This window comes from Nocardiopsis sp. iso_237 (genome assembly GCF_056173345.1).
Map to the genome: position 1 here is coordinate 3,078,827 of NZ_CM149669.1, position 20,785 is coordinate 3,099,611.

At 71.0% G+C, this 20,785-nt stretch carries 16 protein-coding genes; 12 read left to right on the forward strand and 4 right to left on the reverse strand.

Annotation, left to right across the window (positions count from 1 at the left end):
- Positions 1 to 28 precede the first annotated feature (28 nt).
- Positions 29 to 955 carry an NYN domain-containing protein gene (locus AC0VYM_RS14090; RefSeq protein WP_475462725.1) on the forward strand — a complete coding sequence of 309 codons (927 nt, stop codon included), beginning with the start codon at positions 29 to 31 and terminating at the stop codon, positions 953 to 955.
- Positions 956 to 1,472: 517 nt separating this feature from the next.
- On the opposite strand, the gene AC0VYM_RS14095 is transcribed toward AC0VYM_RS14090, so the two are convergent.
- Together AC0VYM_RS14095 and AC0VYM_RS14100 are read right to left on the reverse strand one after the other, a co-directional pair.
- Positions 1,473 to 2,822, reverse strand: coding sequence for a sensor histidine kinase (locus AC0VYM_RS14095; protein ID WP_475462726.1), 1,350 nt, complete (start codon positions 2,820 to 2,822; stop codon positions 1,473 to 1,475).
- Positions 2,819 to 3,514, reverse strand: a complete 696-nt coding sequence (locus AC0VYM_RS14100; RefSeq protein WP_475462727.1) for a response regulator transcription factor — start codon at positions 3,512 to 3,514, stop codon at positions 2,819 to 2,821. The genes AC0VYM_RS14095 and AC0VYM_RS14100 overlap by 4 nt, the downstream gene beginning before the upstream one ends.
- A gap of 257 nt (positions 3,515 to 3,771) precedes the next feature.
- Here AC0VYM_RS14100 and AC0VYM_RS14105 point away from each other — a divergent pair, with 257 nt between their 5' ends.
- Genes AC0VYM_RS14105 through AC0VYM_RS14120 form a run of 4 tightly spaced genes read left to right on the forward strand, consistent with a single transcriptional unit; the run spans position 3,772 to position 8,612 of the window.
- Positions 3,772 to 4,968, forward strand: a complete 1,197-nt coding sequence (locus AC0VYM_RS14105) for an ABC transporter ATP-binding protein (protein ID WP_475462728.1) — start codon at positions 3,772 to 3,774, stop codon at positions 4,966 to 4,968.
- Positions 4,969 to 4,980: 12 nt separating this feature from the next.
- Complete coding sequence (locus AC0VYM_RS14110; protein WP_475462729.1) at positions 4,981 to 6,312, forward strand: ABC transporter substrate-binding protein; 1,332 nt, start codon at positions 4,981 to 4,983, stop codon at positions 6,310 to 6,312.
- Between the two features lie 15 nt (positions 6,313 to 6,327).
- Positions 6,328 to 7,704 (forward strand): ABC transporter permease, encoded by a 1,377-nt coding sequence (locus AC0VYM_RS14115; RefSeq protein ID WP_475462730.1) that lies wholly within the window; start codon positions 6,328 to 6,330, stop codon positions 7,702 to 7,704.
- Positions 7,701 to 8,612: a carbohydrate ABC transporter permease gene (locus AC0VYM_RS14120; RefSeq protein ID WP_475462731.1), complete on the forward strand. Its 912-nt coding sequence runs from the start codon at positions 7,701 to 7,703 to the stop codon at positions 8,610 to 8,612. Before AC0VYM_RS14115 ends, AC0VYM_RS14120 begins: the two co-directional genes overlap by 4 nt.
- Before the next feature lie 162 nt (positions 8,613 to 8,774).
- On the opposite strand, the gene AC0VYM_RS14125 is transcribed toward AC0VYM_RS14120, so the two are convergent.
- On the reverse strand, positions 8,775 to 9,386 hold the full coding sequence (locus tag AC0VYM_RS14125) for a restriction endonuclease (protein ID WP_475463036.1): 612 nt from the start codon (positions 9,384 to 9,386) through the stop codon (positions 8,775 to 8,777).
- Between the two features lie 204 nt (positions 9,387 to 9,590).
- Here AC0VYM_RS14125 and AC0VYM_RS14130 point away from each other — a divergent pair, with 204 nt between their 5' ends.
- The 7 genes from AC0VYM_RS14130 to AC0VYM_RS14160 all read left to right on the forward strand — a co-directional run bounded on the left by AC0VYM_RS14130 (position 9,591) and on the right by AC0VYM_RS14160 (position 19,675).
- Positions 9,591 to 11,165, forward strand: a complete 1,575-nt coding sequence (locus AC0VYM_RS14130; protein ID WP_475462732.1) for a TIGR02677 family protein — start codon at positions 9,591 to 9,593, stop codon at positions 11,163 to 11,165.
- Positions 11,162 to 12,601: a DUF2398 family protein gene (locus AC0VYM_RS14135; RefSeq protein WP_475462733.1), complete on the forward strand. Its 1,440-nt coding sequence runs from the start codon at positions 11,162 to 11,164 to the stop codon at positions 12,599 to 12,601. Before AC0VYM_RS14130 ends, AC0VYM_RS14135 begins: the two co-directional genes overlap by 4 nt.
- A complete protein-coding gene (locus AC0VYM_RS14140) occupies positions 12,598 to 16,776 on the forward strand; it encodes a TIGR02680 family protein (protein ID WP_475462734.1) in 4,179 nt (1,392 codons plus the stop codon). Before AC0VYM_RS14135 ends, AC0VYM_RS14140 begins: the two co-directional genes overlap by 4 nt.
- Positions 16,773 to 18,032, forward strand: a complete 1,260-nt coding sequence (locus AC0VYM_RS14145) for a TIGR02679 family protein (RefSeq protein WP_475462735.1) — start codon at positions 16,773 to 16,775, stop codon at positions 18,030 to 18,032. The genes AC0VYM_RS14140 and AC0VYM_RS14145 overlap by 4 nt, the downstream gene beginning before the upstream one ends.
- 87 nt (positions 18,033 to 18,119) lie before the next feature.
- Complete coding sequence (locus AC0VYM_RS14150) at positions 18,120 to 19,073, forward strand: bile acid:sodium symporter family protein (RefSeq protein ID WP_475462736.1); 954 nt, start codon at positions 18,120 to 18,122, stop codon at positions 19,071 to 19,073.
- A gap of 76 nt (positions 19,074 to 19,149) precedes the next feature.
- Positions 19,150 to 19,314, forward strand: coding sequence for a hypothetical protein (locus AC0VYM_RS14155; RefSeq protein WP_475462737.1), 165 nt, complete (start codon positions 19,150 to 19,152; stop codon positions 19,312 to 19,314).
- 172 nt (positions 19,315 to 19,486) lie between these two features.
- A complete protein-coding gene (locus AC0VYM_RS14160; RefSeq protein ID WP_475462738.1) occupies positions 19,487 to 19,675 on the forward strand; it encodes a hypothetical protein in 189 nt (62 codons plus the stop codon).
- A 423-nt stretch (positions 19,676 to 20,098) separates the two neighbouring features.
- Here the strand turns inward: AC0VYM_RS14160 and AC0VYM_RS14165 are convergent, their stop codons facing one another.
- A complete protein-coding gene (locus tag AC0VYM_RS14165; protein WP_475462739.1) occupies positions 20,099 to 20,761 on the reverse strand; it encodes a hypothetical protein in 663 nt (220 codons plus the stop codon).
- Between the last annotated feature and the right edge of the window lie 24 nt (positions 20,762 to 20,785).

The window sequence follows — 20,785 nt, forward strand, 5'->3', positions numbered from 1 at the left end:
GTTCCCAGCCCTGAACGGAGCGTGACCCATGACCACGTCCACCAAGAATCTCTCGATGCAGATCGATGCGGAGAACACCAGTCCCGCCTACGCCCAGTTTCTGTTTGCGGAAGTCGCGAAACACGGGGCCGTGATCGTCAAGCGAGCCTACGGAAACTGGAACGGTAGCCAGCTGAGGGGGTGGAAGGACTTGCTGGATAAGTATGGCATCGAACCGATCCCGAACCCTCCCAGTGTCAAAGGTAAAGATTCGGCGGACAAGGTGATGATTATCGACGCGATGGATCTATTGCACTCCAAAAGATTCGATGGTTTCTGCCTTGTCTCCAGCGACAGCGACTTCGCTAGCCTTGCCATCCGTATTCGCCAGTCGGGCGCAGAGGTGTACGGCTTCGGAGAGGCTAAGACGCCGTCTCTCTTCGTTGGCGAATGTGACGTATTTGTTGAACTGGGTCAGTCTTCAGGCGCTGGCGAGCCTAAGGTGAAGGGGATTGAGGGCGCTTTGGTGGTCGGAATGAAGGGTGTTTCTCAGAAGGCTAGGAAAAAAACCAAGGCAGAAGAGAAGCCCAAGCCCAAGCCCAAGCCCAAGCCCAAGCCCAAGCCCAAGCCCAAGCCCAAGCCTGTGGGGAAGGGCTCCACGGGCGCGCCGGTGACTGACGGTAAGGGAGCTCCGCAGAAGCCTAAGAAGAAGTTCTCTGCGGGCAGGAACGAAGTTGCGGTTGGCTTGATTCATCGCGCTGTGGTGGCGGTCTCCGGGGGTGACGGTCAAGCCTCCCTGTCGGCGGTTGGGAAATTTATCAGAAATCAAGATCCGGATTTTCGTCACCAAGACTACGGCCACTCTCAGCTCCATAAGCTCATTTCCTCGATTCCAGAGTTCGAGGTGATCCGGTCGGGTTGCAATAATAAGAAATCGTCTGATTTCTACGTGAAGCTGAAGAGTCGCCACGCATAATCGCACCTTTGCTCGATGAGACGACATGCTCAGGCTCTTGGGGGTTTGAAGTCCAACTTCGTGCGGTAGTGAGACGCACGGCGCCATTCCCCTGAGGCACGGCGGGGTACAGAGGTGAGGGTGCGCGCTTTGCTGGGTGGTGCGGGTTGGCGGGAGTGCGGTGGGCGGCGCTTGGACGGCGGGGGTTTTCGCCAGTGGTGGGGACACGCATCTCTAGAACACGTCGGTTGTCCTGGGGGGTGGCCCGTGTCCGTACTTGGCCCTGACCTGCCAGTCGTGTCACTGTTCCGCTCGTCCACCAAGTGCGGTGCGGGCAGAGCACCATCCACCCACCCCGCCCTGAATAGACCGAGAAACCCCAAGGGGTACGGTGTGAGCGGCACCTGACTACCTTTAGCTAACGGGAGAAGCGGGTTGGCCGTAGAAAGGCTGCGGGACAGCAACCACAACCGTAGAGCTGCTTTCCCGCCTCAACCCCAGGCCGAAGAATCCGCTTCCCGCCTCAACCCCCGCAACCTCAACCCGATCGCCGCAGGCGCCAGGCTCGGGGCTGCTCCTCCGCGTGCGGTACGTCCAGCAGGGCGAACCTCGCCCGTACCCGTGCCCCGCCCAGCCTGCCGCGCTCCAGGTGGACCGTCCCGCCGGTGGCCTCCACCGCGTGCCGGACGATGTCCAGCCCCAGCCCGGTCGACCCGCCGCCGCTCGTTCCCCGCCGCAGGGCAGCGGTGGGATCCGCGAACCCCGGCCCCGCGTCCTCCACGAGCAGCGTCACCCACCCCGCGTGCGCCACCACCGCCACCGCGAACGGGCGGTCCGCCGGGGTGTAGCGGAAGACGTTGCCCACCAGCGAGTCCAGGACCGCCGCGCACTCCTGCGCGGAGAGCGCCACCCGGCACGGGGTGTCCGGCAGCTCCAGGGTGACCTCCCGGCCCTGGTCGTTGGCGAGCATCGACCAGAACCCCATGCGGTCGACCACCGCCTCGGACAGGTCGCAGGCGCGTTCGACCTCCGGACCCGTCTCGTGTGGGCGCACGTCGCGGATGATGGCGTCCACGTCCCGCTCCAACGCACCGATCGCGCCCCTGATCCGCTCGCCCTCCGGGCCGGGAAGCGGTTCGGCGTCCAACCGCAGCGCCGTCAGCGGGGTGCGCAAGCGATGTGACACATCGGCGGCCATCTCCCGTTCCTTCGTCAGCAACCCCTGCACGCGCTCACCGATGGCGTTGATGGACTCACCGAGCACCACCAGGTCACGGGGGCCGTGTACGCGTATCCGGGCGTTCAGCCGCCCCTCGCCGATCTCCACGGCGGTGTCCGCGAGGGCGCGCAGCGCACGCCGGGCCGGTCTGCTCAGCCGGTCCGTGATCAGCACCGCGCCCAGCACCACGAGCACCGCGATCACCACCAGGCCGCCCAGGACCGGTCCCAGGCCGCGAACCGCCTCCCCGCGGGGCTGGTACACCTCCACCACGGCCACGTCGTCGCCCGACTCCGCCCCGGCCACCTGGAGGTACGCGGTTCCCTCCTCGACGGGGACCTCAGCACGGGCCCCGGTCCCCGCCCCGGTGCGCCGCAGCTCCGCCACGTCGGTGTCACCGGCCCGGCTGGCGCCGACGGTCGTCCCGTCGGGCAGGTGCACCGCCAGGTGCCCCCGGGCCCCCGCCGAGGTCGAGGCCACCACGCGCCGCAGCAGTGCGGGATCGGGGTCCACCTCGGCCACCGAGGCCACCGCCCCGGCCTGTGACCAGACCTGTTCCTGGGCGCGTTCGCGCGCCTCCCACCAGGCCCACGCGCCGGTCACACCGATCATCACCACGGCGACCATCACCGTCGCGAGGGTGACGGCGCGGGCCAGCAGCCTCCTCACACCGGTTCCACCAGCTTCAGCCCCACGCCCCGCACCGTGTGCAGGTAGCGGGGTTGGCTCGCGCTCTCCCCGAGCTTGCGGCGCAGCCACGACATGTGCACGTCGATGGTCTGGTCGTGGCCCACGAACGGGTGCTGGTGCCACACCGCCTCCACGAGCTCGCGGCGGCTCACCACCCGGCCCGTGTGCTCTGCCAGGTACGCCAGCAGGTCGAACTCCCGGCGCGACAGCTCCAGGGGGATGCCCGCCAGCGACGCCTGCCGCCGTGTCAGACTGATCGACAACTCGCCCACGGTCAGCTCGCCGGGGTGGGCCGCGCCCGCCGAGACCCGACCGGACCTGCGCAGCAGCGCGTTCATCCGCGCGGCCAGCTGGGTGCTGGAGAAGGGTTTGACGACGTAGTCGTCGGCACCGTCGTTGAGCAGGCGCACTATCGACTGTTCGTCGCCGCGCGCCGTCGCCACGATCACCGGCACGTCGCTGTGACCGCGCAGCATCCGCAGTGCGGCAGCGCCGTCCAGGTCGGGGAGCCCCAGATCCAGGATGACCAGGTCGGGTTCGTGCCGGGCGGCCTCGCGCAGGGCGTCCAGGGCGGTGCCCACGGGCAGCACCACGTGCCCCAGACCACTCAGCGCCCGCACCAGGGCGCCCCGCACCATCTGGTCGTCCTCGACCAGCAAGACCGTTGCCATGCGCACACGTTAACGAATGTTGCACCTTCACACGAGTCCGGCTGCGTCCCGTGATCAGGCGGAACACCGCTGTGACGGGAGGGTGCGGGACCGGTGCGGTTTAAGTCGAACGAGACGCTGCGTTAAGGCTTCCTTAGGGAGCGCGACACTACTGTCGTCACACATCGTCGGTGGTGGTGCGCGTCACAGCGGCGCGGCCCGCGACCACCGGCCCGACCGGCTACCGGGCACCAGTGTGCCCGTTCCACGGAGGTGTCGTGGCGGAAATCGTGATCGACGGCCTGGGCAAGGTCTACGCGGACGGAACCCGCGCGGTCAACGACCTCTCCCTCGACATCCAGGACGGCGAGTTCCTGGTGCTGGTCGGACCCTCCGGCTGCGGCAAGACCACCGCGCTGCGGATGGTCGCGGGGCTGGAGGCCATCAGCGAGGGCACCGTGCGCATCGGTGACCAGGTGGTCAACGATGTTCCCGCGCGTGACCGGGACGTCGCGATGGTGTTCCAGTCCTATGCCCTCTACCCACACCTGAACATCTTCGAGAACATCGCGTTCGGGCTGCGCCTGCGCAAGGTGCCCAAGGCCGAGATCGACCGGCGCGTCCGCGAGGTCGCCCGCGTTCTCGAACTGGAGGAGCACCTCACCCGCAAGCCGGGCAACCTCTCCGGCGGCCAGCGCCAGCGGGTGGCGATGGGCCGGGCCATCGTCCGCGAACCCCGGGCGTTCCTGATGGACGAACCCCTGTCCAACCTGGACGCCAAGCTCCGCGTGCAGATGCGCGCCCAGATCGCCCGCATCCAGCGCGACCTCGGCGTCACCACGGTCTACGTCACCCACGACCAGACCGAGGCGATGACCCTGGGCGACCGGGTGGCCGTCATGAAGCGCGGCGTCCTCCAACAGGTCGGCCCGCCCCAGGAGCTGTACGACCACCCCCGCAACCTCTTCGTCGCCGGGTTCGTCGGTTCGCCCGGCATGAACCTCATCTGCGTGGAACTCCACGAGGACGACGGCGGGTTCCGCGTCCGGATCGGTGACCAGCACCTCGACCTGCCCGACAGCCTCCTGCACCGCCGTCCCGCCCTGCGCGGCTACGCCGGGGCCAAGGTCGTCGTGGGCATCCGCCCCGAGGACATGGAGGACGCCGGGATCGTCGGCGGCACCGAGGGGGCCACGCTCACCTCGGTCGCGGACCTGGTCGAGGCCATGGGCTCGGACGTCCTCGTCCACTTCCCCCTCGACGCCGCGCCCGTCGTCACCGAGGACACCCGCGAACTCGCCCGCGACGCCGGGACTGACGAGACCCTTCCCGCGACCGACGACGGCGTCGTCCTCGTCGGCCGCTTCAGCCCCCGCACCCACGTGTACGAGGGCCAGACCATCACCGTGGCCGTCGACACCGAACGCCTCCAGTTCTTCGACCCCGCCACCGGTACCGCCATTCACGACTCCTGAGGAGCGTCCCCCATGACAGCGCCCACGTCCCACCGCACCCACCGGACCAGAGTCCTCGGCGGGGCCGCCGCCGCGCTCGGCCTCACCCTGGCCGCCACCGCCTGCGGCGGGGGCTCCACCTCGGCCTCCGGCGCCGACCTCGACGGCCAGACCCTGGAGATCGTCGGCCCCTGGGCCGGTGACGAGCAGGTCGCCTTCGAGCAGGTCCTCGCGATCTTCGAGGAGCAGACCGGCGCCACGGTCTCCTACAGCGGTGCCGGTGACGACCTCCAGACCGTGCTCCAGACCCGCATCCAGGGCGGGGACGAGCCCGACGTCGCGCTCATCCCGCAGGCCGGGCTCATCGAGCACTTCGCCGCCGACGACGTCCTGGTCCCGCTCTCCGACGACGTCGTCCAGACCCTCGACGAGAACATGGCCGGCGCCTGGGCGGACATCGGCTCGGTCGACGACACCCCCTACGGCGTCTACCTCAAGGTCGCCAACAAGTCCCTGGTCTGGTACAACGACGAGCTGTTCGCCGAGACCGGCGCCGTCCCGCCGGAGAACTGGGAGGAGTTCGTCGAACTCTCCGAGAACCTCTCCGACGTCGGCATCAGCCCGTTGTCCGTCGCCGGTGCCGACGGCTGGGTCCTCACCGACTGGTTCGAGAACGTCTACCTGCAGACGGCGGGACCGGAGAAGTACGACCAGCTCGCCTCGCACGAGATCCCGTGGACGGACCCGACCGTCGAGGTCGCCCTGGAGACGCTGGCCGAGATCTGGGGCCGGGAGCAGCTCATGCTGGGCGGCGGCAGCGGCAGCCTCCAGACCGACTTCCCCACCTCCGTCGTCAACGTCTACAGCGACGACCCCGACGCCGCCATGGTGGTGGGCGCCGACTTCATCGGCGGGGTCGTCTCCGCCAGCACCAACTCCACCGTGGGCGAGACCGCCCAGATCTTCCCCTTCCCCAGCATCGCCGGTGAGGGCGACGCCGTGGTCGTGGCCGGTGACGCCGCCGTCGCCATGAGCGACAGCGAGGCCACCATGGAGCTCCTGCGCTTCCTCGCCTCCGAGGAGGCCGCGGCCGAGTGGGCGTCCATCGGCGGGTTCATCTCCCCGAACCAGAACCTGACCGCCGACGACTACGCCGACCCGGTCCTGGGCCAGGTCGCGGAACAGGTCGTCGACGCCGGTGACAGCGTTCGCTTCGACCTCTCCGACCTCCAGCCCGCCGCGTTCGGCGCCACCGTCGGAGACGGCATGTGGCAGACCCTCCAGGACTTCCTGGGCGACCCCTCCGACGTCGAGGGCACCATGGAGCGCCTCGAGGCCGAGGCCGCCCGCGCCTACGGGAACTAGACGGAGCCCGCGAACATGACCTCCAACGACACCAGGGCCGCCGACGGCGCGGCCCGCGCGGACGGGACCCCGGCGGGGAAGCCGTCCAGCGGGCCGCCCGACGGCAGCCGCCCGGGATGGCGGCGCCTGTTCGGCCCCGCCACCCTGTTCCTGCTGCCCGCCCTGCTCTTCCTCGGCGTCTTCCTGGCCTACCCGGCCGTGTACTCCGTGGTGCGCAGTTTCTTCGACGCCTCCGGATCACAGTTCGTCGGTCTCGACAACTACGCCCGGATGTTCACCGACGACCGCACCCTCACCGCGATCCGGAACACCGGTATCTGGGTCCTGGTCGCCCCCGCCCTGGTCACCGGCCTGGGCCTGGTCTTCGCGGTGCTCACCGAGCGCGTCCGCTGGGCCACGGCCTTCCGGATCCTGCTGTTCATGCCCATGGCGATCTCCCTCTTCGCCTCCGGCATCATCTTCCGGCTGGTCTACGACGAGAACCCCGACCGGGGCGTGGTCAACGCCGCCGTGGTGACCGTGCACGACGCGTTCGCCTCGCCCTCGGAGTACCCCGGGGCACGCCCGCGCGGTGAGGAGCTCGACGCGGACCCCTCGCTGGGCGGGTTCACCACCACCCAGGCGTACGCGCCGGGTGACACCGTGGCGCTGCCCCTGGTCGGCATCCGCCCCGGGGAGGTTCCCGAACAGGCGGCCCCGGCCACCGCTCCCGAGCCCTCAGGGGACACCATCGAGGGTGTGGTGTGGCTGGACGTGGCCCTCGGCGGCGACGCCGGGACCATCGACGACGGTGAGAACGGCCTGCCCCGCATGATGGTCGACGCCCTCCGGGACGGGCAGGTGGTGGCCAGCGCCACCGCCGGTGACGACGGCCGCTTCACCCTCACCGGCCTGGAGCCGGGGGAGTACGAGATCCACCTCGCGGCGGACAACTTCACCGAGTCCTTCCGCGGCCTGACCTGGCTGGGCCCGGCCCTGGTCACCCCCGTGATCATCTCCTCGTGGGTGTGGATCATGACCGGCTTCGCGATCACGTTCATCGCCGCCGGGCTGTCCGCCATCCCCAGGGACGCCCTGGAGGCCGCCCGGGTGGACGGCGCCACCGAGTGGCAGGTGTTCCGCAAGATCACCATCCCGCTCCTGGGCCCGCTGCTGCTCGTGGTCTTCGTGACCCTGATGATCAACGTCCTGAAGATCTTCGACCTCGTGTTCGTGATCGCCCCGGGATCGGTCCAGGCCGACGCCAGCGTGATCGCCCTCCAGATGTGGCAGGTGTCCTTCGGCGCGGGCGGCAACCAGGGACTGGGCAGCGCCCTCGTGGTCCTCCTGCTGGTCCTGGTCCTGCCGATCATGTACTTCAACATCCGCCGTTTCCGACGGGAGCGCTCGTGACCGCCACGCCCCAGAAGTCGCCCTCCGTCGTCGAGGTGTCGGTGTCCGGCGCCCCGCGCCGGGGCCTGGCGTCCCGGATCGTCTCCAAGCTGGGCTCGGGCACCCTCCAGGTGGCGCTGACCCTGGTCGCCCTGTTCTGGATGGTGCCGGTCATCGGCCTGCTGCTGGTGTCGCTGCGGTCGGAGGCCGACAACACCAACAGCGGTTGGTGGACGGCGCTGCTCAAGCCCACCGAGCTCACGCTGGACAACTACCGGTCGTTGGTCGACAACGACGTCCTCGTGCAGTCGTTCTTCAACACCGTCTACATCTCGGTCCCCTCGACCCTGCTGGTCGTGGGCATCGGGGCGCTGGCCGCGTACGCGCTGGTGTGGATGGACTTCCCCGGCCGCGACTGGATCATGGTGGCCGTGGTCGGGCTGCTCGTGCTGCCCATCCAGGCGGCCCTGATCCCCATCTCGCAGCTGTACGGCGCCCTGGGCATCTTCGGGTCCATCGTCGGCGCGATCCTGTTCCATGTGGCCTTCGGGCTGCCGTTCGCGGTGTTCCTGCTGCGCAACTTCTTCGTGAACATCCCGCGTGACCTGCTGGAGGCGGCGCGGATGGACGGCGCCAGCGAGTGGCGGATCTTCCGCAAGGTGGTGCTGCCGGTGGCCCGCCCCGCGCTGGCCTCACTCGCGGTCTTCCAGTTCCTGTGGGTGTGGAACGACATGCTCGTGGCCCTGGTGTTCACCAGCCCGGACTCGGCCCCGCTGACCGTGGCGCTGCGCTCGCAGCTGCGCCAGTTCGGCACCAACATCGACGTGCTGGCCTCGGGGGCCTTCCTGTCCATGCTGGTACCGCTGCTGGTCTTCTTCGCCTTCCAGCGCCACTTCATCCAGGGGGTGTTCGCGGGCTCCGGCAAGTAGCCCGCACCACGATCCACCCACGATGGCGCCCTCCCGTGGCGCCGGGCCCCGCGGAACACTCCCTCACTCCCACCGCGGGGCCCCTTCGTGTTCGCGGGGGCCGGAACGGGTCGCTTCCGTGCGCGGCCGGGCGGCTCAGAGCGGCGGCTCAGCCGGGCGGGTTCAGCGGGGCGGCAGCTCCGGGGAGCGTTCCCCGGCCATCCACAGCCCCAGGGTGTGCCGGTCCACCAGGACCATCCCGGTACCGGCCTCCCGCTCGGCCTCCCGGGTGAACCCGTTCGAGGCCACGAACATCCCCAGGTAGCCCTGGTGTCCTCCAGCGAGCGCCCCGAGGAAGGCCCGCACCTCGTTGGGCGGCACCGGTCTGCGCCAGCGCTTGCACTGCACGGCCAGCGGTCTGCCGTCCGGCGTCTGCGCCCGCAGGTCCACGCCCCCGTCCGAGGCGCCACCGACCACCGCCACCCGGGTGTAGCCGTGGGTGCGCAGGAGCAGCGCCACGTGGTGCTCGAACTCGGTCCCCGTCATGGTGTCGATCCCCGCGATCCCCGTCCGTGCGACGAGCCGCCGCTCCCGGGCCAGCCGGGCCCTCGACCACGCCCACCAGCCCAGCGCGGCCACCGCGGCCGCCGTCGTCAGGCCCCCGGCGAGCCACAGGCCCGGGCTGTCGGCGTTGTCGAACACCCACCCCAGGCCGAGGAGGAGCGCCACCACCGCCAACGGGAGTGAGCCCCGCAGCCGCCGCACCCATCGCCGCCCGCGCCGACGCTGTCGCACACTCACGCTTCTCCCAGGGGGTGGGGGACATACCGGGGCACATCATTGCACGCGGTGACGGCCCTCCTCCACGCGGTGACCTCACCCGGCCGCTGGACGCCGACGACCCGGGACCGGACCGTCTCCGGTCGCTGCGACAATGGCCCAGTCGTGGTTTCGCACACGGGGGTGCGGGACCGGCCACGAGAACACGGGGGTGCGGCGGTGGCCGAGCGCAGGGCTCTGGATCTGGACGCGCTCGCGGTCAGTGACCGCTTCCGGCTGTTCAACTTCACCCGCCGCGACGACCACGTCACCTACCTCTGGGTCCTGCGCTCCGTGGACCGCCTGCGCGAGGTCCACCAGGTCCAGGTCGGCGCGGACGAGGTCGAGTCCACCCTGCGCGAGCTCACCGCGCACCACGCCGAGGCCCCCGAGGTCCCCGCCCAGGGGCTGCGCCACCGGCTCGACGAACTCGCGGCGGACGGCGTGCTGCACCGCTTCGACGACGCCTCCCGTGCGGGCACCCTGGCCAGCTACCGCAACCGGCAGTCCGTCTACCAGTTCAGCGAACTCGGCTACCGCGCCTACCACGCCGTCGAGAACCTCCTGGGCGCCCGGGTGGAGGACGTCAACCTCTCCCGCCTGGTCTTCTCCGACGTCCTGGAGGACCTCGGCGCGCTCGCGGAGGCCAACCGCACCGGCCGGGTCGAGGACGTCTACCGCCGCCTGTCCCGCCTGGACGCGGTGATGGAGGACATGGGACGGCGCTCCGCACAGTTCCACGTGACCCTCGGGGAGATCCTGCGCTCCACCGAGGCCTCCTCCGAGGTGTTCCTGCGCCACAAGAACGCCCTGCTCGTCCACATGTCCGACTTCATGGCGGAGCTGGACCGCTACCTGCCCCGCCTGGACCGGGCCGTCCACGAGGTCGAGGCCACCGGCCTGTCCACCCTGCTCTCCCGCGCCGCCGAGGCCGACGAACGCCTCTTCATGCACCGCACCGAACGCCTGGAGGACTGGTCCCGCCGCTGGTGGGCCGTGCGCGCCTGGTTCGCCTCCGAGAGCGGGGCGCCCACACGCGCCGCCGAGCTCGGCCAGGCCACCCGTTCCGCGGTGTCCGGGGTGGTCGCCCTCCTACGGCAGATCACCGAGGCCCAGCGCGGCGGCGTCAACCGCTCCACCCAGCTGCGCCACCTGGCCGCGTGGGTGTTCGACACCCCCGACGACGGCGCCGCGCACGCCCTCATGGGGGCCGCGTTCAACAGCCGCTCCGCCCGGCACCTCGGGGTGGCCCACGAGGACGGCGACGAGTTCGCGCCCACCGACTCCTGGCACGACGCCGCCGGGGTGGAGGTGTCGGTGACCCTGTTCCGCAGTGACCGCTCACCCAACCACGGGGTCCCCAAACCGGTCCGCCGGGACACCGGTGCCCGCTCCGAACTGCGCCGCCGCCAGACCGAGGACCGCGAGGCCGAACGCGCCTCCGCCGCGCGGCTGATCCGGGAGGGCGCCCACCAGCGCGTCCTCGACGACAGCGACACCAAGGTCCTGCTGCGGCTGGTCACCAAGGCCCTGGAGTCGCGGTTGGTGTCGTACACGAAACGGGACACGTCACCGGCCCTCGTCGGACTGCTGAAGTCCGCCACCGCCGACGACGCGGGCACCCTGATCAGGCTCCTCCCCGACGAACGGGGCAGTACCGTGCGCACCTCCCAGGGCCGGATCCACCTCCCCGGCTTCCGGGTGGAACTGGCCCCCCGCGCCGCCCGGACGACCGCCCGGAAGGGGAACCGATGACCCGGCACGCCCGGCCCCGCGTCGAGACCGTGGACCTGGGTTCCTACCAGCAGGCCGTGCGCAAGGTCCTCACCTGCGACGTCATCACCGCGTCGCGGCCGCGCCCCGGCGTCCTCGACCAGGTCCTCCACTGGGCCGACCAGATGTCCGAGGACCTGCGCGCCCTGTTCGGATACACCCTGGTGGCCACCACCGACCACGTCCGCCTGGTACGCGAACTCGACCTGCTCGACCCCACCCAGCGCCAGGCGTTCGCCCGCAAGGGCAGGCCCTTCGACCGCCGCCGCCTGGCTTACCTCTGCCTCCTCCTGGCCGCCTTCCAGCGCTCCCAGGTGGAGATCAGCCTCGGTGACCTGGTCCGGGGGTTCACCCCCTCGGCCAACGAGATTGAGGGCCTGGGCTACGACCCCACCGACTCCACCCACAAGGCGGCGCTGGTCGACGTCGCCCACTGGCTCCTGGACCGGGGCGCACTCCACCTGTCCGACGGCTCCGTCGAGGCGTGGGCGCGCGGCGGCGACCAGGGCGACGCCCTCTTCGACATCGACCACGAGACCTGCGAGGTCCTCTTCCGGCCCACGCGCCCCATCCAGCACCTGAACAGCGCCTCCGGGCTGCTCAGCGATCCCCTCGGCCCGGACGCCCCGCGAGAGCGGGCCGCCCAGCGCGCCCGCCGCCTGCTGCTGGAGTACCCGGTGGTGTACTACGCGGACGTGGAACCCGAGGTGGCGGCCGCCCTGCGCGGCAAGGGACCCGCCGAGGAGGTGGCCCGCCTCACCGGGACCAAGCTGGAACGCCGCGCCGAGGGGGTCCTGCTGGCCGACGCCTCCGGCGCCTTCACCGACCGCGCCTTCCCGGGACGGGGCGGAGCGGTCACCCGCACCGCCGGATTGCTGCTGGCCCAGGTCGCCACCCACTTCGAGGAGTCCTGGGCGGCCCTGGCCCACCTGTCCGCGCCCGGCCCGGTCCACGAGCACCCCGACCTGGTCGCCCGGATCGACGCGGGGGTCCCCCGGGAGGGTGTGGTCACCGAGCTGGCCTGGGCAGAGACGGACCAGACCCCCACGGTGGGGGAGCCCGCCTCGCTGCCCCTGGTGGAGCGCGAACGCCTGGAGGACATGGTCGCGGACCTCTTCGAGGAGTTCGGCGCCGCGTCCTTCACCGCCACGTGGCAACAGGACCCGCACGGCCTGCTCGACGCCGCCCTGGCCCTGCTCACCGACCTCGACCTGGTCAGACCGCTCCCGGGCGGTGTCCTGGTCACCCCCGCCGCCCTGCGGTACCGCAACATCCGGGGCGCCCTGCCCGAACGCCCCGACACCGGCCTGCTGCCGTTCGGGCCCCTCGAACCGGCCGACGAACCGCCCCCGACCGACCCCGACGACACGCCCCCCGCCCCGCCCGAGACCGAAGGAACCGAGGAAGCCGCGCCATGACCCGCAGGAGCGACCGCTTCCGGCCCAGCCGGGCCGGAGTCGTCAACGTCTGGGACTACGTCGACGAGGAGTTCGCCTTCGCGGACGGCCGCCTCGTCCTGCGCGGCCACAACGGTTCGGGCAAGACCAAGGCGCTGGAGGTGCTGTTCCCCTTCGTCCTGGACGGCTACACCGACGCCCGCAGGCTCGACCCGTTCAGCGGCCAGAACCGCACCATGAAGTCCAACCTCCTCTACCGGGGGGACGAGTCCGCGCACGGGTACGTGTGGATGGAGTTCGCCCGCGCCGCCGACGACGACGCGGGCACCGAGACCGTCACCCTCGTCATCGGCATGCGCGCGCACCGCCACCGGGACGGCGTCAACCCCTCCTTCTTCGTCACCGACCAGCGCCTCGGCGTGGACTTCGGGCTGCTCTCCGCGGACAACCGCCCGCTCACCGAACGCCAGCTCAAGGCGGCCCTGGGCGAGGACGCCCACCACCCCACCGCCGCCGACTACCGCCGGGCCGTCGACGCGCGCCTGTTCGGGCTGGGGGAGCGGTACGTCCAGCTCCTGGACCTCCTGCTCGCCCTGCGCCGCCCCCTGCTGGCCAAGGACCTGGACCCGGAGAAGGTCTCACACACCCTCACCGGCGGGCTCAGCCCCCTGGACGACGCCCTCGTCGACCAGGCCGCCCGGGACTTCGCCAACCTCGCCGCCGTCCAGCGCCGCTTCGCCAGCGCCACCGCCGCCCACGAGGCCGCCCGGACCTTCACCGGCGTCTACGCCGACTACCTGACCGCCAACGCCCGCCACCGCCTGTCCAGGGTCGCGACCGCCACCGAGCAGGCCGATACCCACGCGCGGACCGTGGCCGAGGCCGCCGTCGAGCTCGACCGCGCCACCGACGCGCGGGACCGGGCCCGCGAGCGCGCCGCCGGGTTCTCCGGGGAGGCCGCGCGACTGGACGCCCAGTGCACGGCCCTGCGCCAGCACGAGACTCTGCGCGACCAGCAGGCCCTCCAGGTCAGGCGGGAGGGCAACGACAAACTCGCTCGTCAGATCGACACCGGCCAGGCACGCGTGCGGGCCCAGGAGGAGGAGATCTCCCACCTCACCGGTGAGGCCGCCCGGGTCGCGGAACGGGTCGGGCACGAGCGCGCCCGCGCCGAGGAGCTGCGTACCGAACTCGTGGCCGCCGCCGAGCGGTCCGGCATCGTCCACGACGCCGAGGGCGACGCCGACACCGGCGACGACCTGCCCGAGACCGCCCGCGCCCGGGCCAGCGCCCGGCTCGACGACGTGCGGGCCGTCCGCGAACGGCTCGCCGCCCAGGACCGCGCCGAGGACGGGCGCGGACGCGCCGAGTCCACCGCCGCCAGGGCCGAGGACGCCCTCGTCCGGCAGGAGGAGGCGTGCGCCGAAGCCGGGGAGGAGCTCGCCGGTCTCCGCCGCACCGCCACCGAGGCCCTGGACGCGTGGTCCGCGCGCTGGGAGACCGTCGGTCCGGACACCCTGACGGCCCTGCGGGACACCGTGGCGCGCTACGGGGAGGCGGACACCCCCACCCTCGCGCAGGTGTTCAACGAACACGTCCACGACCAGCAGCTCCAGGCCGCCACCCGGGCCAACACCCTGGAGTCCGAGCGGACCGTCCTGGGCGAGGAGCTGGCCTCCGTCCGTCGCGAACGCGACCACATCGCCGCCGAACGCGACGACGCGCCACCCGCCGAACCCCTGCGCCCCGACTCCCGCGACGAGCGCCCCGGCGCACCGCTCTGGCAGCTGGTCCGCTTCGCCGACCATCTCTCCGACGACCACGGCGCCGCCGTCGAGGGCGCCCTGCACGCCGCCGGGCTGCTCACCGCCTGGATCCACCCCGACCCCGACCTCACCCGCCAGGCCCTGGAGCGGGGCGAGGCCGACGCCTACCTGCTCCCCGGCGCCGGGACCACCGGAACGACCCTGGCCGACGTCCTCGTCCCCGAGACCCAGGACCACGTCCCGACGGACACCATCGCCCGACTCCTGGCGTCGGTCCCGTTCGGAGACGGGGACCTGCCCGGCGACACCGGGGTGGACACCGGAGCCCGCTTCCGGCTGGGGCCGCTCACCGGTGCCCACCCCAAGTCCGCCGCCGAGTTCATCGGCGCGACCAACCGCGCCCAGCGCCGCCGCGAACGCCTGGCCGCCCACGACGCCCGCATCGCTGAGCTCTCCTCGCGCCACACCGAGCTCGGTGAACGGCTCGCCCGAGCCCACGAACTCCTCAAGGACTTCGACCGCGCCCGCGCTGACCTGCCCGACGCCGCCGGGGTGGTCCGGGCCCTGCGCGCCCTCGAACGCCACTCCACCCTCCTGACCTCGGCCCGCTCCGCCCGGGCTGAGGCCAGACGCGACCTCGACGCCGCCGTCGCCCAGGTCGACGCCGAACGCCGACAGGTCCGCGCCGTGGCCGCCGAACGCGCCATGCCCACGCGGAGGGAGGACGTCGAGGCGGTCGCTCTCGCGGCGGAGACGTTCCAGGACACCGCGCGGAAGCTGCACGCCACCCGCGCCGACATCACCGAGTACGAACACGACCTCACCGGGCGCCAGGACACCGTCGCCCGGCTGACCGAGGCGCTGGAGGGCGACCGCGCCGAGCTCGAACGGAGCCGCGGCGACCACCAGCGCGAGGCCGAGGAACTGGCCACCCTGGAGGCGTCCGTCGACGCCCCGGCACGAGAACTCCTCGCCCAGTTGGAGCGGGCCCGGGAGGAGCTCCGCGAGGTCCGGGCGCGCGGGGCCGAGGCCACCGAGGAGGCCTCTCAGGAACACGACAACGCCGTGCGCTCCGAAACCCTCCGCGACAGCGGTCGGGACTCCCTCGCCCGGGAGCTGACCACCCTCTTCGAGCACGCCGCCGCCTTCTCCGGACTCACCCAGCCCACCGTGCGCGAGATCGTCGGAGTCCGAACGACCGGCACCTGGCCCCTCCCCGACCAGTGGCCTCACCCCGAGGAGGCCGCCCGCCGCCTCCTCACCGGCGAGGCCTCCAGCGTCCGCGAGGTCCTGCCCGGCGCGGCCGCCGCCCTGCTCGACGCCTTCACCGAGGCGGTCGGCGGCAGGGACGTGGGGGACACCGAGCTGCGCACCGTCGGCAACCGCATGTCCCAGGCCCTGCGCACCTTCCAGGAGGCGCTCGGGGGAGACGCCGAGGGCTACCGGGTGGACCACGAGGTGGGCCCCAGCGGTCTGGTGACCGTGCACGTCAACGACGAGAACGGCCGCAACCCGGTCTCCTCCTTCGCCCGCTCCGTGGCCGAACGCGTCGAGGAACAGGGCGCGCTCCTGCGCGAGGAGGAACAGGGGGTCCTGGAGGACGAACTCCTCGGCGGGATCGCCCAGCAGGTCCACGACCGCGTCCGCGCCGCCAAGCAGCTGGTCCGCGCCATGGACCGCGACACCCGCGCCCGGCCCATGTCCTCCGGAACCCGGGTGGGTATCCGGTGGTCGCGGTCGGACGGCCTCTCCGAGCCGCAGCGGCTGGCCACCGAACTCGTGCGGCGTGACGGCGCCGGACTCGGCCCCCGAGGGCTGGGCGAACTCCGCGCCGTGCTGCGGCGCATGATCCGCGACTACCACGCCACCCACCCCCGGGCCAGCCACAAGCAGGTCCTGGCGGCGGTCCTGGACTACCGCGACTGGTACCGGTTCGAGCTGCGCCTGGCCGAGCCCGGCAAGGACGAGGTCACCCTCACCAAGAACAAGCACGAGCAGATGTCCGGCGGCGAGAAGTCCGCCGCCATCCACCTGCCCCTGTTCGCGGCGGCCAACGCCCTGTACTCCTCGGCGGCGCCGACCTGCCCCCGGGTGGTCGCGCTGGACGAGGCCTTCGCGGGCATCGACGACCGCTACAAGCCCGAACTCATGGGCCTGACGGTCACCTTCGACCTGGACATGTTCATGACCGGCCACGACCTGTGGGTGCACTACGACACCGTCCCCATGGCCGCGCACTACGACATGCACCACGACAAGGCCAGCCACACCGTCTCGGCCCTGCTCATGCTCTGGGACGGGGAACAGACCCTGGACGCGGACGCGGGCTTCGCCGGGAACGAGGAACTCGCCGCCGAACTCCTCGGTATCACCCCGACCCGCTACGTCCCCCAACCCACCGAGGGCACCCTCCTGGAGGAACCGGCGTGAGCACGCACGAGGACCTGGCGGTCTTCCGAAGCTCCCGGTTGAGGACGTTGCTGACGAGGTCCCACAAGGAGCTGGCCAAACGCGACGGAGAGATCTCTGGGAGTTTCACGCTCAAGGACCTGAACGCCCATGACGCCCAGAACATCCGGAGCTTCCTCGGCAGGGAACCGGGCCGTCGGCCGGACCAGGTGAAGGTCCAACTGGAGCACCTCGACACCGTCGTTCGCCGGGGCTACGGGATCGGCCTGCTGGAGCTCTTCGACGCCCTGGGGGAACCGGTGCGCTTCCGGAGCCAGCTGCGACGGGAGGCCGAGGACCTGCGTGAGCGGATCCTCGCTCCCGCCCTGGCCAGCCCGCTTCACGAACAGGCCTGGTTCCGCGCCTGGCTCGAACACCGGAACACGCAGTCCGCCGTCTCCCAACGGGTCACCGCCAAGGACACCGAGAGTTTCGCGCACGCCGTCCAGGTCCTGGAGGCGGTGGAGGAACACGGCTCACTGACCGCCGGTTCGGGCGCCTCGCCGCTGCTGCTCCAGCACCTGGCCGTGAAGGTCACCGGAGACACCAAGGCGCTCAACAACAGGACCCCGCTGTCCAGGCTCGTGCTCCCCGCCCTCGCCGCGCGTTGCGGGGTCACCCGCCCCGACGAGGGAGACGCGGAGGAGTGCCGGGCCCTGTGGGAGGAGAACGACGTCGTCCAGGACGACCTCGCCAGCCGCGTGCTGGTCCTCAACCTCCCCGCCGAAGGGCCCGTCCTCGGGTCGTGGCTGACCGAGGCGGCCGACCACGGGGTCCCCTTCCAGGTGACACTGCACCAGCTCGCCCGCTTCCCGCCGGTCCCCACCTCGCCGGTGATCCACGTGTGCGAGAACCCGGCGGTGCTCCGGAAGGCCGCCGAAGCGCTGGGGGCGGCGTCGGCGCCGCTGATCTGCACGGAGGGGTGGCCCTCGGCCGCCTTCCACCGGTTGGCCGCCGCCGCGGTCGCGGCCGGAGCCCGCCTGCGCTACCACGGGGACTTCGACTGGGACGGGACGCACATCGCCCAACGCGTGATCGAGCGCTACCAAGCGCAGCCCTGGCGCATGTCCGCCGCCGACTACCTCGGCCACGTCCGTACCGAGTCCCCCGAGCTCAGGGGGAGGGAACGCGCCACCCCCTGGGACCCCGCCCTCGCCGTGGCCATGTGCGAGCGCGGCCGGGTGGTCTTCGAGGAGTCGGTGGACTCCGCCCTGCTGGGGGACCTGAGGGTGCGGTGACCCCCGGTGGACAAAACGGGCGGCACGGGGGAGTAGTGTTCCGTCATCGCGCCCGCGACGTGGGCGAACGTGGGGGAGAAGTACACGATGACGGTCGTCAAGAAGGTCGCTGACTTCGTCGGCAGGTGGTTCGCGGTCCTGGTGCTCGCCGGGGCCGTCGTGGGGTTGCTCGTCCCGGAGCAGACCACCCTCATCACCCCGCACGTGTCCCTGCTGCTCGGTGTGATCATGTTCTGCATGGGCCTCACCATGAGGCCCCAGGACTTCGCCGTCGTCGCCAGGCACCCCAAGGCGGTCCTCCTCGGCGTCGCCGCCCAGTACACCGTCATGCCACTGCTGGGCTGGGGTATCGCCCACGCGTTCGGGCTGCCGCCGCTGCTCGTGGTCGGCATGATCCTGGTCGGGGCCTCGCCCGGCGGCACCGCGTCGAACGTGATCGTCTACCTCGCCCGGGGCGACGTGGCACTGTCCGTCGCGATGACGTCGATCTCCACGATGTTGGCGCCGTTCATCACGCCCCTGATCGTCCTGGGCCTGGCCGGTTCGACCCTGCCGATCTCCGCCGGCGACCTCTTCCTGTCCATCCTCCAGGTCGTGCTGCTCCCCGTCGTCGGCGGTCTGCTGCTGCGCCTGTTCGCCGACCGCTTCGTGGTCCCGCTCCTGCCGCTGATGCCGTTGGTGTCGGTGACCGGCATCGTCCTGGTCGTCTCGGGTGTGGTCGGGGCCAACTCCGACGCGGTGCTGACCACCGGCCTGCTCCTGGCGCTGGCCGTCATCCTGCACAACACCCTGGGCCTGCTCCTCGGCTATCTCGTCGGGTACTTCGGACGTCTGCCGGACTCCGCCCGCCGCGCGGTCAGCGTGGAGGTCGGCATGCAGAACTCGGGCCTGGCCGCCAGCCTGGCCACCACGCACTTCGAACCCCTCGCCGCGCTGCCCGGCGCCCTCTTCTCGGTCTGGCACAACCTGTCCGGAGCCGCGGTGGCCACCTTCTGGGCCCGGCGGGCTCCCAAGGACGCCGAGGAACGCGAACCGGCCTGACCGGCGAGGCTTGCCCCGTCCCGGGTCCGCGTGACAGGCTCTGCCTCCGGTATCCCCCAGACCGAGGACGGAACACGTGGCCGCCCGAAAGAAGAAGCGCAGGCCCGGACGCGGCAGGAACGACATCCGCCGGGGGCCCACGCGCGACCCCGGCCCCACGGGAAACGTGGGCTGTTACTTCATGCTGATCGCGATGCTGGCCATCGGCCTGGTCGTCCTGGTGCTGGAGCTGCTCGGCTAGAGCGGCGGCGTTTCCTCCCGATAGCAGCCGGATCATTCGTAAAATCGCACGTCAGAGCGATGGTTGGTTCCACGGATATCCGATTCCACACCTGTGGTTCCTGACCTGATCCGGCCACCCGTGGTCACGGGAAGTAGTCGCGCGAGCACGTCTCGGCTGTGAAGCTGGTCCCATGCGACACTTCGCCCCCTGTTCCGGCCTGCTCGTGCTCGCCCTGCTCTCGACCCCCGACCAGTTCACCGAACGCCTCGTCGCCTCCTCGCCACCTCCGAACCCACCGAGTGTCGGTGTGCCCTTCAAGTGCTCGGGCCGCCTGAGGGTGCCGCGCCCGCGCACGCCTCCGCGCTGCGGCTACAAGTGAACAGGCCCCTGAAAACCGCTGACCCCCGTCGCGGGGCGACGGGGGTACCAACTCGGGAATCTGCGGGAGAAACTCGGGGCTCAAGGACCGGACGGGTCCCGCCTGGATCGGGACCCCACGGGGAACCCGAGCCAACAGGCGCCCCGTGCGTTCCAACCCCCGTGTCGCGAGAAGCGAGTGGGAGGCTGGGACTTCCCCGAGAATCGCAAGGACTCCCGTGGTTGGAGTACCCCAAGGGTTTCGGACCATGATCCTGAAAATTTCCAGAACCATTTCCGAACCCTGCTGAACCAAGATCACAGAACAACGAACTCGGACGCAATCCATTAGAAAAGGGTCGTTTCCAGGGTTTCAACCCCTGGAAACGACCCTGACCAGCCGTCCCCACCGCTCAGGGTTCTGCGGCGCGGGCCCAACGTCATCTCACCCGCTGCCCCTCCGGCCACGCTGGATCGAGCTGTTGGCCCAGGCGAACTCGAACAGTCCGAGGGCCGCGTGGTACAGCGCTCCCGAAGCGGCCAGACGGAAGCAGGGGGAGTGGCGACCGTGTTCGTGCCGACCGTAGAAGGTGAGGTAGGCCCCCGCGTCCGTGGCGATGATCCGGAACGTGTTGGGCAGATCGAACCGACGCAGATCGACGGCGGGACTCCGGTCCCTCACCCGCTCCATGTAGTCGGTGTTGGCTCTGACCTGTGCCTGTAACAGTTCCGGACCGAAACCGGGGTCGGTGCGGGCCAGGTCCGTACCCCGACGGGACAACCAGGTGGCCGAGTCCGAATCCGGGTCGGGCAGCAGCACCTGAACGGGCCTGGGGGCTCCCGACCACAGAGGGGCGAAGGCGTCCCGGGTGAGCACGTTCCCCCGCCCCACCATGACCTTCACCCATCTGGCCCGGGCCAGGTCCCGGGCCAGATCCACCTCGGAGGACCTCTGCTGGCGGTACAGCCGGGTGATGCCGGTTCCGGTGAGCCGCGAGAGCACCCCCACCAGCCACCAGCGGGGACGACCCGTGCGGAACCACCCCGCGACGAACACGAGCGCGGTGGCCAGCAGCGAACTGAGCACTCCGAGAAGGAAGGCGGTCATGGGGAATCCCTTCGTCGCGGGGCG

Bases quoted from the DNA above. Each gene is read 5' to 3' on its own strand.
- AC0VYM_RS14140 (WP_475462734.1), top strand. From the start codon at position 12,598: ATGACCCGCAGGAGCGACCGCTTCCGGCCCAGCCGGGCCGGAGTCGTC.
- AC0VYM_RS14165 (WP_475462739.1), bottom strand. From the start codon at position 20,761: ATGACCGCCTTCCTTCTCGGAGTGCTCAGTTCGCTGCTGGCCACCGCG.
- AC0VYM_RS14150 (WP_475462736.1), top strand. From the start codon at position 18,120: ATGACGGTCGTCAAGAAGGTCGCTGACTTCGTCGGCAGGTGGTTCGCG.
- AC0VYM_RS14100 (WP_475462727.1), bottom strand. From the start codon at position 3,514: ATGGCAACGGTCTTGCTGGTCGAGGACGACCAGATGGTGCGGGGCGCC.
- AC0VYM_RS14160 (WP_475462738.1), top strand. From the start codon at position 19,487: ATGCGACACTTCGCCCCCTGTTCCGGCCTGCTCGTGCTCGCCCTGCTC.
- AC0VYM_RS14090 (WP_475462725.1), top strand. From the start codon at position 29: ATGACCACGTCCACCAAGAATCTCTCGATGCAGATCGATGCGGAGAAC.
- AC0VYM_RS14135 (WP_475462733.1), top strand. From the start codon at position 11,162: ATGACCCGGCACGCCCGGCCCCGCGTCGAGACCGTGGACCTGGGTTCC.
- AC0VYM_RS14115 (WP_475462730.1), top strand. From the start codon at position 6,328: ATGACCTCCAACGACACCAGGGCCGCCGACGGCGCGGCCCGCGCGGAC.
- AC0VYM_RS14110 (WP_475462729.1), top strand. From the start codon at position 4,981: ATGACAGCGCCCACGTCCCACCGCACCCACCGGACCAGAGTCCTCGGC.